This is a genomic window from Pseudomonas sp. Sample_9 (assembly GCF_004307535.1).
Classification (GTDB): domain Bacteria; phylum Pseudomonadota; class Gammaproteobacteria; order Pseudomonadales; family Pseudomonadaceae; genus Aquipseudomonas; species Aquipseudomonas mercuritolerans.
Genome location: NZ_RAZO01000149.1, coordinates 26,499 through 43,459, shown reverse-complemented (window position 1 = coordinate 43,459; position 16,961 = coordinate 26,499). Strand labels below are relative to the sequence as shown.

Annotated in this window: 15 protein-coding genes and 3 tRNA genes; 3 read left to right on the top strand and 15 right to left on the bottom strand. The window is 57.8% G+C overall.

What is annotated here, in order from left to right:
• Positions 1-161: 161 nt before the first annotated feature.
• Positions 162-1,010 carry a carboxylating nicotinate-nucleotide diphosphorylase gene (gene nadC, locus D6877_RS07595; RefSeq protein ID WP_065615757.1) on the top strand — a complete coding sequence of 283 codons (849 nt, stop codon included), beginning with the start codon at positions 162-164 and terminating at the stop codon, positions 1,008-1,010.
• An 88-nt stretch (positions 1,011-1,098) separates the two neighbouring features.
• Here nadC and D6877_RS07590 read toward each other — a convergent pair whose 3' ends face one another.
• Positions 1,099-1,398 carry a DUF6388 family protein gene (locus D6877_RS07590; protein WP_130910365.1) on the bottom strand — a complete coding sequence of 100 codons (300 nt, stop codon included), beginning with the start codon at positions 1,396-1,398 and terminating at the stop codon, positions 1,099-1,101.
• Positions 1,399-1,817: 419 nt separating this feature from the next.
• Between D6877_RS07590 and D6877_RS07585 the strand changes: the two genes are divergently transcribed.
• Both D6877_RS07585 and D6877_RS07580 read left to right on the top strand, forming a co-directional pair.
• Positions 1,818-2,903 carry an acyltransferase gene (locus D6877_RS07585; protein WP_130910364.1) on the top strand — a complete coding sequence of 362 codons (1,086 nt, stop codon included), beginning with the start codon at positions 1,818-1,820 and terminating at the stop codon, positions 2,901-2,903.
• On the top strand, positions 2,888-4,018 hold the full coding sequence (locus D6877_RS07580) for an SGNH/GDSL hydrolase family protein (RefSeq protein ID WP_130910363.1): 1,131 nt from the start codon (positions 2,888-2,890) through the stop codon (positions 4,016-4,018). Before D6877_RS07585 ends, D6877_RS07580 begins: the two co-directional genes overlap by 16 nt.
• A 171-nt stretch (positions 4,019-4,189) precedes the next feature.
• Here D6877_RS07580 and D6877_RS07575 read toward each other — a convergent pair.
• From D6877_RS07575 to folP, 14 genes are all read right to left on the bottom strand, one after another.
• A tRNA-Thr gene (locus D6877_RS07575) sits at positions 4,190-4,265 on the bottom strand.
• A gap of 159 nt (positions 4,266-4,424) precedes the next feature.
• Positions 4,425-6,530, bottom strand: coding sequence for a polyribonucleotide nucleotidyltransferase (gene pnp, locus D6877_RS07570; RefSeq protein WP_024011572.1), 2,106 nt, complete (start codon positions 6,528-6,530; stop codon positions 4,425-4,427).
• A gap of 204 nt (positions 6,531-6,734) precedes the next feature.
• A complete protein-coding gene (gene rpsO, locus D6877_RS07560; RefSeq protein WP_016771751.1) occupies positions 6,735-7,004 on the bottom strand; it encodes a 30S ribosomal protein S15 in 270 nt (89 codons plus the stop codon).
• 143 nt (positions 7,005-7,147) lie between these two features.
• A complete protein-coding gene (truB, locus tag D6877_RS07555) occupies positions 7,148-8,065 on the bottom strand; it encodes a tRNA pseudouridine(55) synthase TruB (protein WP_024011571.1) in 918 nt (305 codons plus the stop codon).
• Positions 8,066-8,069: 4 nt separating this feature from the next.
• A complete protein-coding gene (rbfA, locus tag D6877_RS07550; RefSeq protein ID WP_016771753.1) occupies positions 8,070-8,471 on the bottom strand; it encodes a 30S ribosome-binding factor RbfA in 402 nt (133 codons plus the stop codon).
• A gap of 159 nt (positions 8,472-8,630) precedes the next feature.
• On the bottom strand, positions 8,631-11,159 hold the full coding sequence (infB, locus tag D6877_RS07545) for a translation initiation factor IF-2 (protein ID WP_024011570.1): 2,529 nt from the start codon (positions 11,157-11,159) through the stop codon (positions 8,631-8,633).
• Between the two features lie 27 nt (positions 11,160-11,186).
• Positions 11,187-12,668 carry a transcription termination factor NusA gene (nusA, locus tag D6877_RS07540; protein WP_024011569.1) on the bottom strand — a complete coding sequence of 494 codons (1,482 nt, stop codon included), beginning with the start codon at positions 12,666-12,668 and terminating at the stop codon, positions 11,187-11,189.
• Positions 12,669-12,715: 47 nt separating this feature from the next.
• Positions 12,716-13,174 carry a ribosome maturation factor RimP gene (rimP, locus tag D6877_RS07535; protein WP_007973115.1) on the bottom strand — a complete coding sequence of 153 codons (459 nt, stop codon included), beginning with the start codon at positions 13,172-13,174 and terminating at the stop codon, positions 12,716-12,718.
• A 139-nt stretch (positions 13,175-13,313) separates the two neighbouring features.
• A tRNA-Met gene (locus D6877_RS07530) sits at positions 13,314-13,390 on the bottom strand.
• Between the two features lie 97 nt (positions 13,391-13,487).
• Positions 13,488-13,573: transfer RNA gene (locus D6877_RS07525), tRNA-Leu, on the bottom strand.
• A gap of 22 nt (positions 13,574-13,595) precedes the next feature.
• Positions 13,596-13,979, bottom strand: coding sequence for a preprotein translocase subunit SecG (gene secG / locus D6877_RS07520; protein ID WP_130910362.1), 384 nt, complete (start codon positions 13,977-13,979; stop codon positions 13,596-13,598).
• Positions 13,980-13,983: 4 nt separating this feature from the next.
• The gene (tpiA, locus tag D6877_RS07515) at positions 13,984-14,739 is read right to left on the bottom strand and encodes a triose-phosphate isomerase (protein WP_007915248.1); all 756 of its coding nucleotides are present in this window, start codon (positions 14,737-14,739) and stop codon (positions 13,984-13,986) included.
• Between the two features lie 65 nt (positions 14,740-14,804).
• Complete coding sequence (gene glmM, locus D6877_RS07510; protein WP_130910361.1) at positions 14,805-16,142, bottom strand: phosphoglucosamine mutase; 1,338 nt, start codon at positions 16,140-16,142, stop codon at positions 14,805-14,807.
• Positions 16,143-16,158: 16 nt separating this feature from the next.
• On the bottom strand, positions 16,159-16,961 hold an 803-nt coding region (gene folP / locus D6877_RS07505; RefSeq protein WP_241662870.1), incomplete at its 5' end, for a dihydropteroate synthase.

Sequence of the window (16,961 nt, the reverse complement as noted above, 5' to 3'; positions counted from 1 at the left end):
AGATGTCGACGATGCTATAGGCCTCAGGGTTTCCCCTATACGCCACGCCCACGCACTCGGCTCAGAAAAATCGACCAGATGCGTCAGGCACGCGCGTTCTCGCCTTGGGTTGGCTCGCGCCCTGCCCCTATAATCGAACCACTTTGTTTGTGGAGTCCGTTATGCCGAATCTACGTCTCGCCGATCTGACCGCCGAAATCGAAAACAACGTGCGCCGTGCGTTGCTCGAAGACGTCGGCAGCGGCGACATCACCGCGCAACTGATCCCGGCCGAACGCCTGGCCAAAGCCACCATCATCACCCGTGACGACGCCGTCATCTGCGGCACCGCGTGGGTCGATGCGGTGTTTCGCCAGCTCGATCCGCGTGTAGCGGTGCATTGGCAAGTGGTCGACGGCCAGCGGGTCAAAGCCAATCAGCCTCTGTTTCATCTGGAAGGCCCGGCGCGCTCACTGCTGACCGGTGAACGCAGCGCGCTGAACTTCCTGCAGTTGCTGTCCGGCGTGGCGACGCGCGCGCAGTATTTGGCAGACTTCGTCGGCGAGACGCAGGTCAAGTTGCTCGACACCCGCAAAACCCTGCCCGGCCTGCGTCTGGCACAGAAATACGCAGTGACCTGCGGCGGCTGCCACAACCACCGCATCGGTCTGTACGACGCGTTCCTGATCAAGGAAAACCACATCGCCGCCAGCGGTGGCATCGCCGAAGCCGTGGCCGCCGCGCACAAGATCGCCCCGGGCAAACCGGTGGAAATCGAAGTGGAAAGTCTTGAGGAGTTGCAGCAAGCGCTGGAAGCCGGCGCCGACATCATCATGCTCGACGAACTGAGCCTGGACGACATGCGCGAAGCGGTACGCCTGACCGCCGGCAAAGCCAAACTGGAAGCCAGCGGCGGCATCAACGAAAGCACGCTGCTGCCGATCGCCGAAACGGGCGTGGATTACATTTCGATCGGTGCGATGACCAAGGATGTCAAAGCGGTGGACCTGTCGATGAGACTCAGTCTCTGACAGCAGCGGCAAGCTTCGAGCTACAAGCTGCAAGCCACAGCGCTTTTGCTTTGACTTGCAGCTTGCCGCTCGAAACTAATAGCTGCTTTTATACGACGAGATTGTTCATCTCGCAGTACTCGTCCCACTCGACACCCAATACTTCAGCCGCTTCCTTGTGCAGCACGAGGCGCTGCGCCTCGAACTCCTCCGGTGTGCTGGTGTACTTGAGCGTCAGCTCCCACGGCTGCAAGCCCTGCGCTTCGGCTTCGTCTTCGAAGGCCCACTGGATCTGGTCTTTCTGATCATCGGGACTCAGGTCCTTGATCTCGACCTTCAGGTCCGGCACATCCAGAAGGTATTTTTCCAGCGCTTGTTCGTGGCGTTGCTCTTGGGTCAATTCAGTCATGGGGTTCTCGCTGATCTTGGGAATGGAGGATGGATGTGGATCATCAAGGATCTCTCTGACGCGGACTGGCCGGCCTTCGGAACCATTCGGGATCATCTGAAAACTGCTAAGCGATGCTCATGCAGGCACCGAATATAGGACGTTTGCATGACGAATTACACGGCTCTTTACATCTCTCGGACAAAAAGCTGACCTGCGGAACATGACTGCGCGGATAAAAACAACAACCGGGCGCTCAAGACAGCAGCCCTATAATGCCCGCGAGTGATTGCAGACATTGGATGCCATGACCCAACGTTGAATCGGGTGTACCAATGAATGCACTTATAACGCTTCGCTGCCAATAGCAGGAAGGTAACAAGCCGTTTAGACTCTGCCCCCTCTCCGGCCTTCACGCAACCTTCTATAGCAGTGGACGTATGATAAAAAACATTCAATACCTGCGCTTTATCGCGGCGTTTCTCGTCGTTTGCGCCCACGCAAACCTGCAGATTTACGGCGTCCCCTCGAGCGTGACAAACCTCGGCGGTTTCGGTGTTGACATCTTCTTCATTATCAGTGGTTTCATCATGCCCTTCATTCTGTACGGCGGCCTGTACAGGAAAGACGCGGTAGCGTTGATGGGACCGGCAAGCTTCATGTGGCGCCGGATTACCCGGATATGGCCGATGTACTGTTTCACCATCAGTGTGGTGGTGCTCGTTTCATGGCTGGTCATGAACGGTAAAATCGACAACGTCACCAACGACCTGGCTTATTTCTTCAACGGCTCAAAAATGGACTGGGCCTGGTATGTGCAAACGCTGACATTCACTCACTGGACGCGACCTCCGATTCTCGGCATCGGATGGACACTGCAAGTCGAGTTCATGTTTTACACCGCCATTGCCGTCGTGCTGCTGTTCCGCGCGCAGACACTGGCGACACTGGAAGTGGGCCTGGTCGTTTTCTTCTTCGCTGCCATGCTGCTCGTTTCCAACCCGCAAGTTGGCGCGGTGGCGACGACATTCGCAAATCCGATGATTGTCGAGTTCATGCTCGGCATCTTCCTTTACCGCCTGGTTTCGGGCGGCACACTGATGCCCAGAAGCGTGGCCATTGCGGTTGCTGTTCTGGCAATACCGCTGTTCCTGTTTGTAGAGCACAACGGGCTGCTCAAAATCCCCGGCTTGCTTTATCGCCCGGTTGCCTGGGGCATGCCTGCATTCCTTCTTGTCTGGGCAGCGCTGAGCCTTGAACGGGAAACCAAAGAATCGAAGATGTTTGGCCTGCTCGGAGATGCCTCCTACAGCCTGTATCTGGTCCATGGATTCGTTGCGCCACTGTTCCTGTTCTTCTGGATGCGCGCCGGACTGGATCAAACTGTCAACATCTGGATCTATCTGGCTTGCTACCTGTTGGTGTGCCACGTAGCCGGCATTTCCGCTCACCTCTTTATTGAAAAGCCGCTGAACACGGCAATTAGAAAATACACGCGAGCAAAACCTAAATGCGTTACCTCCTGACCTCCTTGTTGCTGGTTATCGTCAGCTCCGCTAATGCTGCAAATGGCCCGGATGGCGTTCCTATCGAGGAAAGCTTCCAGTCCTGCAACAATCTTGACTGCGGGGCTGCGGTCGTCAGCAAGTTCCACACTGACAAGCATGTCCTGACTGGGACTACTGTTTTCGGCGAAACCTTTTACACAGAGGAAGGCCGCTCCAGCTTTGTCCGCACAATGTTTGCCCCCATGAAAGTCCGTATGGTCTACAACCCCGCGAACGGTCAAGTGTTCAAGCCTATGGTGGACTACATACCGACGAAAGAAGGGATAAAGCTGACACTTGGCAGCGCCATCAAGCGGGCGCCTCGTGGGTATTCACAGGACACAAATGATAGCGATCGGAAAAATTATGGCGTTCGAGTCGCCACAGGGTTCCAGGACTTTCAATACGCAATCACTTATGACAAGAGGGAAACATTCACACCCAACGCTATCGGAAGCTTAGGCGGCTTCAGGAAGGCTGTCGGGGCTGTTCCTCTTTCCATCACCTTTTTCGGCGACTCCATCACCGCCGGTGCCAACGCAACCAGCATCTACGCCGCACCCAATCAACCTGGTTACACAGGCCTTGTGATGGCGTATTTGAATAACAAATACCCGTCGATGTTCGAGTCGCGCAATAACGCAGTCGGTGGCTGGAGTTCTATCAACGCCGTGTCGGCCGTTGAATATCGCGTCAACGATAAAAAGTCGGACCTGATTGTGTTGGCGTTCGGGATGAACGACGGCGGCGTATTCGCACCTGACGAATACAGGAAAAACATGCAAACCCTGATTACCGCCATTCGAGCCAAACAGCCAAGAGTGCCGATTCTTCTGGTGTCCCCACTACGGGCGAACCCGTTGACCTTCACTCAAAAGCGCTCGAACATCACAGGATATTTGCCGGTGCTGAAACAGCTGGCCAAGCAAAACCCTTCTGTGGCGGTAGCCGACATGACGTCGACGTGGGACATGATGATGTCCAGGAAAAACTATCTGGACGTCACCGGAAACGGGCTGAATCATCCGAACGACTTCGGTCACCGGATTCTGGCTGAAGTGGTGCTGACCTCCCTCCTTGGCCCCAACTACTGATCAACTTTCACAACTCCGGCACCACGGTGAAGCGTGCCTGCCGGCTTTACGTCAGGACACTGCCGCCCGTATCAAAGCGCGCAGCAGCGAAAGGCACGCAAAAGGAAAGGCCGCTACCAGCGGCCTTTTTTGGCAAATTGCGAAACTCCCCGAACGAGGGAGAAGTACAGTTGGTGCCCGAGACAGGAATCGAACCTGCGACCTTCGCGTTACGAGTGCGCTGCTCTACCGGCTGAGCTACACGGGCAGTGGGCTAAACCTAGCACCGGACTGGGGCTGCGGCAAATTTGTGGGTTGCCTGATGGTTTTCTTTTGAGAACTACACAATTTCCTTATTTCAGATAAAAAAATGCCCCCGCCGTTTGCACGGCGGGGGCATCTTCATTGCGCTAAAGCGTTGGGGTGATTAAACGCCCGAAGCCTTGGCAGCTGCCACGTCTTTGATGGACAGCTTGATACGGCCGCGGTTGTCCACGTCCAGTACCAGCACTTCCACTTCCTGGCCTTCTTTCAGGATGTCGGTGACTTTCTCTACGCGAGCGTCGCTCAGCATCGAGATGTGCACCAGACCGTCCTTGCCCGGCAGGATGTTGACGAACGCGCCGAAGTCGACGATGCGCTCAACCTTGCCGACGTAGATCTTGCCGATCTCGGCTTCTGCAGTGATGCTCAGAACGCGCTGGCGCGCTGCTTCTGCGGCATCCTTGGTTTCGCCGAAGATCTTGATCGAGCCGTCGTCTTCGATGTCGATCGAAGCCTTGGTTTCTTCGCAGATCGCACGGATGGTCGCGCCACCTTTGCCGATAACGTCACGGATCTTGTCGGTGTCGATCTTCATCGCGATCATGGTCGGAGCGTTGGCCGACAGTTCGGTACGCGACTGGCCAATGATCTGGTTCATCTGGCCGAGGATGTTCAGGCGCGCTTCGAGGGCCTGGCCCAGAGCGATTTCCATGATCTCTTCGGTGATGCCCTTGATCTTGATGTCCATCTGCAGCGCAGTCACGCCTTTGGCGGTACCGGCTACCTTGAAGTCCATGTCGCCCAGGTGATCTTCGTCGCCGAGGATGTCGGTCAGAACGGCGAACTTCTCGCCTTCTTTAACCAGACCCATAGCGATACCGGCCACCGGTGCCTTCATCGGTACACCAGCGTCCATCAGTGCCAGGGAAGCACCGCACACGGAAGCCATCGAGCTCGAACCGTTGGATTCGGTGATTTCCGACACCACGCGGATGGTGTACGGGAACACGTCAGCGGCTGGCAGCATGGCCGAAACCGAACGACGGGCCAGACGGCCGTGACCGATTTCGCGACGACCGGCGCCACCCATGCGACCACACTCGCCTACCGAGAACGGCGGGAAGTTGTAGTGCAGCATGAACGGGTCTTTCTTTTCGCCTTCCAGGGTGTCCAGCAGTTGCGCGTCACGGGCGGTGCCCAGTGTTGCAACAACCAGTGCCTGGGTTTCGCCACGGGTGAACAGTGCCGAACCGTGAGTCTTCGGCAGAACGCCGACTTCGATGTTCAGCGGACGTACAGTCTTGGTGTCGCGGCCGTCGATACGTGGCTTGCCGTTAACGATGTTTTCGCGAACAGTGCGGTATTCGATTTCGCCGAAAGCGGCTTTGACTTCAGCAGCGCTTGGCTGGCCTTCTTCCCCGGACAGCTTGGCAACCACCTGGTCCTTCAGCTCACCCAGGCGAGCGTAACGGTCGGCCTTGATGGTGATGGTGTAAGCCTGGGAGATCGCTTCGCCGAACTCGGCACGGATCGCGCCCAGCAGCTCGGTGGCTTCTGGCGCAGGAGCCCAGTTCCAGGTTGGCTTGGCGGCTTCGGCAGCCAGTTCCTTCACAGCGTTGATCACAACCTGGAATTCGTCGTGAGCGAACAGTACCGCGCCCAGCATCTGGTCTTCGGTCAGTTCTTTGGCTTCCGATTCAACCATGAGCACGGCGTCGGAAGTACCGGCAACGACCATGTCCAGGCTCGAAGCGGCTTGCTGCTCGTAAGTCGGGTTCAGCAGGTAGCCGGTGCTTTCGTGGAAAGCCACGCGAGCGGCGCCGATTGGGCCGTCGAACGGAATGCCGGAAATGGCCAGGGCAGCCGAGGTACCGATCATCGCAGCGATGTCCGGATCGGTCTTCTTGCTGGTGGAAACGACGGTGCAGACAACCTGCACTTCGTTCATGAAGCCTTCTGGGAACAGCGGACGGATCGGACGGTCGATCAGTCGGGAAGTCAGGGTTTCTTTCTCGGAAGGACGGCCTTCACGCTTGAAGAAACCGCCAGGGATCTTACCGGCGGCGTAAGTCTTTTCCTGGTAGTGCACGGACAGAGGGAAGAAGCCCTTGCCAGGATCGGCTTGCTTTGCACCGACAACAGTCACCAACACGCTGACGTCGTCGTCAACGGTGACCAATACTGCGCCGGAGGCCTGACGGGCGATACGGCCTGTCTCGAGGGTAACGGTCGATTGACCGAACTGGAATTTTTTGATTACCGGGTTCACGGTGTCCTACCTTCTTTGTGGCTCTTGGGGGAAACGGTTTCTTGCGAATTCTTGGGCAATCTCGGGAATCGGCCCGATGGCAATTGTCCGGGTGCTACAGGTAAAGCCATGCTGCAGATAAAACTTGAGGCTGGGAGCCTGCAAGGCGCCAGCGGAAAACCGCTGACGCCCGACAGACCACCAACCTCATAGCGCAATCGCTGATTAGCGACGCAGACCCAGGCGAGCGATCAGCGCGGCGTACCGGCTTACGTCCTTGCCTTTCAGGTAGTCCAGCAGCTTGCGACGCTGGTTAACCATGCGGATCAGACCACGACGGGAGTGGTGATCTTTACCGTTGGCCTTGAAGTGACCTTGCAGTTTGTTGATGTTGGCGGTCAGCAGTGCAACCTGCACTTCTGGCGAACCAGTGTCACCAACAGCTTGCTGGTAGTCAGCAACGATTTGAGCTTTTTCTTGAACGTCGAGAGCCATGAGGCAATCCTTCCTTATCAGGAAACTGTTTCAGGGAAACAGCTTCAACAGGCCAGGGACAAATCCCTGTATCTATAAATGAGTAGTGACCATGCCTGTTAACAGCCACACTCGCCGGCCCGCTTAACGCAGACCGGTTCCGGTCATTCTGACCGAATCAAGCGACGCGGCGCGATGCGCCCGTCTTCGCTCACTTCACCGATACCGATGAAGCGACCATTGTGATCCTGTACCCGCACCATGCCGAACTTCGGTGCATCCGGGGCACGTACCGGCTGGCCGTTGAGCCAGTAGAACGCGCTCGCTTCGGAAAAGTGCAGCAACGGCCAATCCTGCAGGCCGCTGTCCGATGGCATCAGGAAGCGATCGACCGCTTCGTTGCCGCCTTCGGCATGTACCGCTTCCAGCTCTTCGAGGGTCACGGTCTGCGCCAGGGTGAAAGGCCCGGCCTGGGTCCGGCGCAATTCTGCGACGTACGCACCACAACCGAGTTGCTCACCGATATCCTCCACCAGGGTGCGAATATAGGTGCCTTTGCTGCAGTCCACCGCAAGCCGCGCAGTATCGCCTTCGAAGGCCAGCAATTCCAAGCGCGCAATAGTAACAGAACGCGGTTCGCGCTCCACTACTTCGCCTGCACGTGCCAGTTTGTACAGCGGCTGGCCATCACGCTTGAGTGCCGAGTACATCGGCGGTATCTGACTGATTTGCCCACGAAATTTCGGCAGAACCGCTTCGACATCGGCGCGACCAACGGTCACCGGACGCTCCTGCAAAACCTCGCCTTCGGCATCGGCCGTGGTGGTGGTCTTGCCCAGTTGCGCCAGGGTCTCGTAGCCCTTGTCGGAATCGAGCAGGTATTGCGAGAACTTGGTCGCCTCGCCGAAGCACAGCGGCAACACGCCGGTGGCCAACGGATCGAGGCTGCCGGTGTGCCCGGCCTTCTCGGCATTGAGCAGCCAGCGCACCTTCTGCAACGCGGCGTTGGAGGTGAACCCCAACGGTTTGTCGAGCAGGATGATGCCGCTGACGTTACGACGGATACGTTTGACCTGAGCCACCGAATTACTCCTTGGTGTCTTCAGGTGCAGGAGCGGCAACGTGCTGATTGTCTTCAGCCACGGCGCGCTCGATCAGCGCCGACAGATGCGCGCCACGCACGACGGATTCGTCGTAGTGGAAGTGCAATTGCGGCACGCTGCGCAGCTTCATTTCGCGAGCCAGCTGCATACGCAGGAAGCCTGCGGCGGCATTGAGCACCTTGATGCTTTGCGCGATGTCTTCAGCGTTGTCCTGGCCCATCACGGTGATGAAAATCTTCGCGTGACCAACGTCACGGGACACTTCCACAGCAGTGATGGTGACCAGGCCGACGCGCGGGTCTTTGACTTCGCGACGGATCAGTTGCGCCAGCTCGCGCTGCATCTGATCGCCGATACGTTGGGTACGGCTGTATTCTTTTGCCATGATTTGTTACCTGTTACTGCCCAGCGGTGAAACCCGCAAGGTCTGAAAGCGGCAAACGCCCGGCCTGACAAAAGCCAGACCGGGCGTTGCGTTTAGAGTCCGGACGCTGTGCCGTGCATTTGCATGCTACGGCCCATCGTGGCCCTTGAAGTGCGCGAGTCAGAGGCTGCGAGCAACCTGAACCTTCTCGAAGACTTCGATCTTGTCGCCGACTTTGACGTCGTTGTAGCTCTTCACGCCGATACCGCATTCCATGCCGGCACGCACTTCGGAAGCGTCATCCTTGAAGCGGCGCAGGGATTCCAGCTCGCCTTCGAAGATAACGATGTCTTCACGCAGTACACGGATCGGACGGTTACGGTGCACGACACCTTCGATCACCATGCAACCGGCGATCGCGCCAAACTTCGGCGAACGGAACACGTCACGCACTTCGGCCACACCCAGGATGTTCTCGCGAACATCGCTGCCGAGCATGCCGGTCAGGGCTTTCTTGACGTCTTCGATGATGTCGTAGATCACGTTGTAGTAACGCATATCCAGACCTTCCTGCTCGACGATCTTGCGAGCGCCGGCATCGGCACGCACGTTGAAGCCGAACAGTACAGCGTTGGAAGCCAGTGCCAGGTTGGCGTCGGATTCGGTGATACCACCGACACCGCCACCCACGACGCGCACTTGTACTTCGTCGTTGCCCAGGCCATTCAAGGCACCGTTCAACGCTTCCAGCGAACCACGGACGTCGGATTTGAGGACGATGTTGAGCGTCTTCTTCTCGGCCTGACCCATGTTTTCGAAGATGTTTTCCAGCTTGCCGGCATGAGCGCGAGCCAGTTTGACTTCGCGGAACTTGCCTTGACGGAACAGAGCCACTTCACGGGCTTTCTTCTCGTCGGCAACCACGCTCATCTCGTCGCCAGCGTCCGGGGTACCGTCCAGGCCGAGGATCTCGACAGGGATGGATGGACCGGCTTCCTTGATTGGCTTGCCGTTCTCGTCGAGCATGGCACGTACACGGCCGTAGTTCGAACCGACCAGGACCATGTCGCCTTGACGCAGCGTACCGTCCTGAACCAGCACGGTTGCCACCGGGCCACGACCCTTGTCGAGACGCGATTCAACCACCACACCACGGCCAGGAGCCGACGGAGTAGCTTTCAGTTCGAGAACTTCGGCCTGCAGCAGAACGGCTTCAAGCAGCTCGTCCACGCCAGTACCCATCTTCGCCGAAACCGGAACGAATGGTGTGTCGCCACCCCAGTCTTCGGAAGTCACGCCGTGAACCGACAGCTCGCTGCGGATGCGATCGAGATCGGCGCCCGGCTTGTCGATCTTGTTCACTGCAACCACCAGCGGCACGCCAGCTGCCTGAGCATGCTGAACGGCTTCGATGGTTTGCGGCATCACGCCGTCGTCCGCTGCAACCACGAGGATCACGATGTCGGTCGCCTTGGCACCACGGGCCCGCATTGCGGTAAATGCAGCGTGACCCGGAGTGTCGAGGAAAGTGACCATGCCGCGATCAGTCTCAACGTGGTATGCACCGATGTGCTGGGTGATACCGCCGGCTTCGCCAGCAGCTACCTTGGCACGACGGATGTAGTCGAGCAGGGAAGTCTTACCGTGGTCAACGTGGCCCATTACGGTCACGACTGGTGCACGGGAGAACGACTCACCTTCAAACTTCAGGGACTCGGCCAGGGAATCTTCCAGAGCGGTGTCGCTGACCAGGGTCACTTTGTGGCCCAGTTCTTCGGCTACCAGTTGAGCAGTTTCCTGATCAAGCACCTGGTTGATGGTCGCTGGGGTACCCAGTTTGAACATGAACTTGATGATTTCAGCCGCTTTGACCGACATCTGGTTGGCCAGATCGCCAACCGTGATGGTCTCGCCGATCTGCACATCACGCACGACAGGGCCGGTCGGGCTCTGGAAACCGTGGGCGTTGCGCTTCTTCAGCTTGGCCTTGCCGCGACCACCACGACGGAAGCCATCGCTTTCTTCGTCGGTAGTGCGTGGCGCCACACGTGGCGCCGGGGCTTTTTCCTTGACCGATGCGCGATGCGGAGCGTTTTTGCGCTCGCCATCACCACCACCGCTGCGACGATTGTTGTCGTCGGCACGTGGCTTGTCCGGACGGCGCTGTTCGTTCTGCTTGTTGCGAACGTCAGCCGATGGAGCAGGAGCAGCAGCCACCGGTGCGCTTTCGCGAACAGGTTCGGCAGCGGCAGCCGGCGCCGCAACGGCGTCGCTGGCAGCGGTTTGCGCAGCAGCAGGCTGGCGACGCGCTTCTTCTTCGGCGCGCTGCTTGGCTTCTTCTTCAGCCTTCTGACGGGCAGCATTCTCTACTGCGCGACGCTCATCCAGTTCACGCTTGCGCTCGGCTTCGATTTCTTCCGGGCTGCGCTGTACGAAAACTTTCTTCTTGCGAACTTCAACGCTGATGCTCTTGCTACCAGCCACACGCAGGGTGCTGGTGGTTTTACGCTGCAGCGTGATCTTGCGTGGTTCTTCCACTTTCGCCTTGTGACTGCTCTTCAAGTGAGTCAGCAGGGATTGCTTCTCACTGTCAGTCACATTTTCGTCGGCGGCGGTGTGCGGCAGACCTGCCTCACGCATCTGCTGCAACAGGCGCTCTACCGGTGTTTTGACCTCATCGGCCAGTTGTTTCACCGTGACTTGCGTCATGCACTTCTCTCCTCAGGCCGCGCCTAATTACTCGAACCAGTGGGCTCGGGCGGCCATGATCAACTTGCCGGCACGATCATCGTCAATGCCGTCGATGTCGAGCAGGTCGTCAATAGACTGCTCGGCCAGGTCTTCGCGGGTAATTACGCCGCGCACCGCCAGTTCCATCGCCAAATCCTTGTCCATACCCTCAAGCGAGAGCAGGTCTTCGGCCGGATGGGCGTCTGCCAGCTTTTCCTCAGTAGCGATGGCTTTGGTCAACAAGCGATCCTTGGCGCGAGCACGAAGCTCGTTGACGATGTCCTCGTCAAAGCCGTCGATGTTGAGCATTTCCTCCACCGGTACGTAGGCAATCTCTTCCAGGCTGGTGAAGCCTTCATCTACCAGCACCTGAGCCAGTTCTTCGTCGACTTCCAGCTCGTCGATGAAGTTGCGCAGGATGTCGCCGGTTTCTGCTTGCTGCTTAGCCTGGATGTCCGATTCGGTCATCACGTTCAGGGTCCAGCCAGTCAACTGGCTGGCCAGACGCACGTTCTGACCACCGCGACCGATGGCCTGAGCCAGATTGTCTGCGCCAACGGCGATGTCCATGGCATGGGCATCTTCGTCAACGATAATTGCCGCAACCTCGGCCGGGGACATGGCGTTGATCACGAACTGGGCCGGGTTGTCGTCCCACAGCACGATATCAACACGCTCACCGCCCAACTCACCCGATACCGCCTGGACGCGCGAACCGCGCATACCGATGCAGGCACCTTGCGGGTCGATGCGCTTGTCCTTGGAGCGGACGGCGATCTTGGCACGCGAACCCGGATCACGGGAGGCGGCCATGACCTCGATGAGGCCTTCGGCGATTTCCGGCACTTCGATACGGAACAGCTCGATCAGCATTTCCGGCGCGGTACGCGACAGGATCAGCTGCGGGCCGCGGTTCTCGGTGCGGATTTCCTTGAGCAGCGCACGCAGACGCACGCCGACACGGAAGGTTTCGCGAGAAATGATGTCTTCACGGGCCAGCAATGCTTCGGCATTGTTGCCCAGATCGACGATCACGTTGTCGCGGGTAACTTTTTTCACGGTGCCGGAGATGATTTCTCCCAGGCGCTCGCGATAGGCGTCGACCACTTGAGCACGCTCGGCTTCGCGAACTTTCTGCACGATGACCTGCTTGGCAGTCTGTGCAGCGATGCGGCCGAACTCGATGGATTCGATTTTCTCTTCGACGACGTCACCGACCTTGGCACCAGGATGCGTTTCGGCAACCTTGCTTGGCCAGGTCTCGATGGCCGGATCGTCGAGATCATTCTCTTCGACGACCGTCCAGCGACGGAAGGTTTCGTAGGAACCGGTGTGGCGGTTGATTTCCACACGCAGGTCCACTTCGTCTTCAAAACGCTTTTTGGTAGCAGTGGCCAGAGCCAGCTCCAGCGCTTCAAAAATTACGCTTGCCGGTACACCCTTTTCATTGGATACCGACTCAACAACCAGCAGTACTTCTTTGCTCATCGTACGCCTCGCCTTTCGCAAGCCATTGGATCCGCGGGATCCGCGTCTCAGTCAAAACTGGGAATAATGTTGGCCTTGTCGATCATATCGATCGGCAACAGGAACTCGTGGTCTTCTACCTGCACCACGACGTCCTGCTCTTCTACACCGCGCAGAAGGCCCTGAAAGTTGCGTCGACCTTCGAAAGGCGAGCGCAGCTTGATCTTCACTTGTTCACCGGCAAATTTGGCAAACTGCTCAAGAGTGAACAGCGGGCGCTCCATGCCAGGCGAGGAAACTTCAAGGGTGTACTCAACGGAGATAGGATCTTCAACATCCAGAACACCGCTGATCTGACGGCTGACAATGGCGCAATCGTCCACCAGCACGCCACCCTCCTTATCGATATAAACGCGCAACATAGAGTGACGACCCTGAGCCGAAAACTCGATACCCCAGCATTCATAGCCCAGGGCCACGACCACCGGGGCCAGCAAGGCCTGCAACTCTTCTAGCTTGCTCGACACCTGAACCCCCTAGTGCATGATATGTGCATGCTTTGCAAAATAAAAAAATGGGCATAACGCCCATCCTTGAAACGCCGTCGAACAGCGGCGTTGAAAGTATCCAGCTAACAAAAAGCCCCTTAAAAGGGGCTCCTTAAACTGGTTGCGGGGGCCGGATTTGAACCGACGACCTTCGGGTTATGAGCCCGACGAGCTACCAGACTGCTCCACCCCGCGACAAAGCTGGGGCGGAAGTATACGACCGATCCCTTTTAGGGTCAATGTAACCTTCCACCTGCAAGAAAGCCCGCAACAGCGGGCTCTCCTGACTAATTGGTACCGAGAAGGGGACTCGAACCCCTACACCCTATGGGCACAACCACCTCAAGGTTGCGTGTCTACCAATTCCACCACCTCGGCAATACTACGTTTGAAACTCTTCTTACTTCTGCTCTTGAGCTGGAGGCACGTCAGTCGCTGGAGTAGCCGACTTTTGCTCTTGAAGCACCGGGACATCATCAGAAGCCGGTTGTTGCTTATGTACTTCCAACACTGCTGGATCTGGAAGCCCTGCTTGAGTCAGCTGATGAGCTTTCTCTTTAGCAAAGTAACCTAACCCCAAGCTGGTTATGAAGAAACCGGCGGCAAGTATAGCAGTAAACTTACTAAGAAAGGTAGAGGAACCTTGGCTTCCGAACACAGTATTTGAAGCACCTGCTCCGAAAGACGCGCCAGCATCCGCACCCTTACCCTGCTGCAGCAAAACCAGAGCAACTACGCCCAATGCACCCAGCAGATGAAAAACGACTACGACTGTTTCCAGCATTTTTTCAGTTTCCCGCGGCGCGACAGATCGCACCGAACTCATCTGCATTCAGGGAAGCTCCACCAATGAGCCCCCCATCGATATCCGGCATGCCGAACAGTTCGACCGCATTGGCCGCCTTCACGCTGCCGCCGTATAGAAGCCGCACACCTCGTGCGACTTCAGAATTCTCTGCCGCCAACTGCTCGCGAATGGCTTTATGCACATCCTGAGCCTGTTGCGGCGTTGCAGTCAGCCCGGTACCAATGGCCCAGACCGGCTCGTATGCAATCACTGCCTTGGCAAAGGCACCGACACCCAGCTCCTCGATGATGCTGCCCAGCTGACGCCCGACAACTTCAAGAGTTTTTCCGGCTTCGCGCTGCTCGAGGGTTTCCCCTACACACAACACCGGAATCAAGCCACATGCCTGTGCCGCTGCGAACTTGCGATTCAGCATCCCGTCTCGCTCGCCCATAATCTGGCGGCGTTCGGAGTGCCCGACAAGCACCAGGGAACAACCTGCATCCACCAGTTGGCTGGGAGCAATCTCACCAGTCAACGCACCTTGCATGGCTTCCACCGCAGAATTCTGCGCGCCGACCGAAATCGACTTGCCTTTCAAGCCATCAATCACTTGATTGATATACAGGCAAGGCGGGAACACCGCGACATCAACACCGCTTGGCAAGGCCAGATGACGAAGGCCGTTGATCAGCTCAGCGACGCTGGCGCGGGTACCGTGCATCTTCCAGTTACCAGCTACCATAGGGCGACGCATGCTGTACCTCGTCGGTCAAAGTGGGCGCAGATGTTACCCAACACAATCATGGCTTGCAAGCCGTATCAGGCAGAAACTTCGGTTACCAGTTTTGCCAGCTCTTCGGCATAGCCGCGAACCTGGTTTTCGTCCTCGCCTTCGACCATGACGCGCACCAGAGGCTCTGTGCCGGACTTGCGCAGAAGCACACGACCGCGCCCCGCCATCGCCTGGGTGACACGGGCACTGGCTTCCTTGACAGCCGGATGCTCCAGCGGACTTTCTCCGCCGCCAAAGCGAACGTTGATCAGCACCTGAGGGCACTTGCGCAACGCCTGGCGCGTTTGTGCCAAACCTTCGTTGCGGGATTTCAGAGCCATCAACACTTGCAAGGCCGCAATGATGGCGTCGCCCGTGGTGGTGTGATTGAAGCACACCACATGCCCGGAGTTTTCCCCACCTACCAGCCAATTGCGCTCTTGCAGTTCGGCGATCACGTAGCGGTCACCGACATTGGCACGAACGAACGGGATCGAAAGATCCGCCAGGGCCAGCTCGAGACCAAGATTGCTCATCAACGTACCGACGACGCCCCCCTGCAACTTGCCGCGCTCATGCAGATCGCGGGCAATGATGAACAGCAGATCGTCACCATCAACGATGGCACCGGTGTGATCGACCATCAGTACCCGATCGCCATCACCATCAAAAGCGATACCCAGGTCGGCATGCTCAGCAAGAACGGCAGCCTGCAACGGCTCCATATGCGTGGAACCGCAGTTATCGTTGATGTTCAACCCGTTCGGCTGAGCAGACAGCACGACAACTTCGGCACCCAGCTCACGGAAGACGCTCGGCGCGACCTTATAGGTAGCACCGTGGGCACAGTCGATGACGATTTTCAGACCGGCAAAATTGGTCCCGGTAGGCACGCTGCTTTTGCAGAACTCGATGTAGCGACCCGATGCGTCATTGATTCGCGACACTTTGCCGATCTTGCTCGACTCGACGACGGTCATCGGCGTATCGAGCAATTCTTCAATCATCAGTTCCAATTCATCGGGCAGCTTGGTGCCTTTACCGGAGAAGAACTTGATGCCGTTGTCGTCATGCGGGTTGTGCGATGCACTGATGACGATGCCGGCTTCGGCCTGGAAGGTGCGCGACAGATAGGCAATGGCGGGCGTCGGCATCGGGCCGAGCAGCATCACATCGGCACCCGCCGAGGTCAGCCCGGCTTCCAGCGCCGATTCGAACATATAGCCGGAGATCCGCGTGTCCTTGCCGACCAGCACCTTGCAGGCACCCATCTTGCGGAATGCCATGCCAGCCGCCCAACCGAGCTTGAGCATGAAGTCAGGCGTGATCGGGTATTCACCAACGCGACCGCGAATGCCGTCGGTACCAAAATATTTCTTGCTCATAAGTGCTCCATCATTCTTATTCGGCTGATTCCACGGCCGCGATCATCCGCACCACATCAACGGTTTCCGCCACATCGTGAACGCGCAATATACGCGCGCCTTTAACTGACGCCAGCGCCGCCAGCGCCAAGCCCCCATGCAGGCGCTCGCCCACGGGACGTTTCAAAGCGTGGCCAATCATACTCTTGCGCGAAACACCTACCAGCAGGGGGCGACCCAGCGCATGCAGGGCCTCCATGTGCTTGAACAAGCTTAGATTGTGCTGCAGGGTTTTGGCGAAGCCGAAGCCTGGATCGAGAATGATCCGCTCGGCAGGAATGCCCGCCTGCACACATTGATCCATGCGCTCGGCGAGAAACTCAGCGACCTCGCGGGTGACATCCTGATACTGCGGATTATCCTGCATATCGCCCGGCTCGCCGAGCATATGCATGAGGCAGACGGGCAAGCCGGTTGCCGCTGCCGCATCCAGCGCACCATCGCGACGGAGCGAACGCACGTCGTTGATCAATCCGGCACCGAGCCGCGCAGTTTCGCGCATGACAGCCGGCGTTGAGGTATCGACCGAGATGATGACATCCAGCTCGCGATTGATCAGCTCGACAATGGGGGCGACGCGTTCAAGTTCTTCCAGAGGAGAAACAGCCCGCGCACCCGGCCGGGTCGATTCGCCGCCGACATCAATCAGCGTCGCACCTGCCAGCACCATGGCTTCGGCGTGGCGCAGGGCCGCATCGAGCTGGCTGAAGCGGCCGCCGTCGGAGAAGGAATCAGGAGTGACATTGAGAATGCCCATGACATGCGTCTGGGCCAAATCAA

Bases quoted from the DNA above. Each gene is read 5' to 3' on its own strand.
- nusA (WP_024011569.1), bottom strand. From the start codon at position 12,668: ATGAGCAAAGAAGTACTGCTGGTTGTTGAGTCGGTATCCAATGAAAAG.
- secG (WP_130910362.1), bottom strand. From the start codon at position 13,979: ATGCTGGAAACAGTCGTAGTCGTTTTTCATCTGCTGGGTGCATTGGGC.
- D6877_RS07590 (WP_130910365.1), bottom strand. From the start codon at position 1,398: ATGACTGAATTGACCCAAGAGCAACGCCACGAACAAGCGCTGGAAAAA.
- tpiA (WP_007915248.1), bottom strand. From the start codon at position 14,739: ATGCGTCGCCCTATGGTAGCTGGTAACTGGAAGATGCACGGTACCCGC.
- infB (WP_024011570.1), bottom strand. From the start codon at position 11,159: ATGACGCAAGTCACGGTGAAACAACTGGCCGATGAGGTCAAAACACCG.
- nadC (WP_065615757.1), top strand. From the start codon at position 162: ATGCCGAATCTACGTCTCGCCGATCTGACCGCCGAAATCGAAAACAAC.
- D6877_RS07580 (WP_130910363.1), top strand. From the start codon at position 2,888: ATGCGTTACCTCCTGACCTCCTTGTTGCTGGTTATCGTCAGCTCCGCT.
- D6877_RS07585 (WP_130910364.1), top strand. From the start codon at position 1,818: ATGATAAAAAACATTCAATACCTGCGCTTTATCGCGGCGTTTCTCGTC.
- glmM (WP_130910361.1), bottom strand. From the start codon at position 16,142: ATGAGCAAGAAATATTTTGGTACCGACGGCATTCGCGGTCGCGTTGGT.
- rpsO (WP_016771751.1), bottom strand. From the start codon at position 7,004: ATGGCTCTCGACGTTCAAGAAAAAGCTCAAATCGTTGCTGACTACCAG.
- rbfA (WP_016771753.1), bottom strand. From the start codon at position 8,471: ATGGCAAAAGAATACAGCCGTACCCAACGTATCGGCGATCAGATGCAG.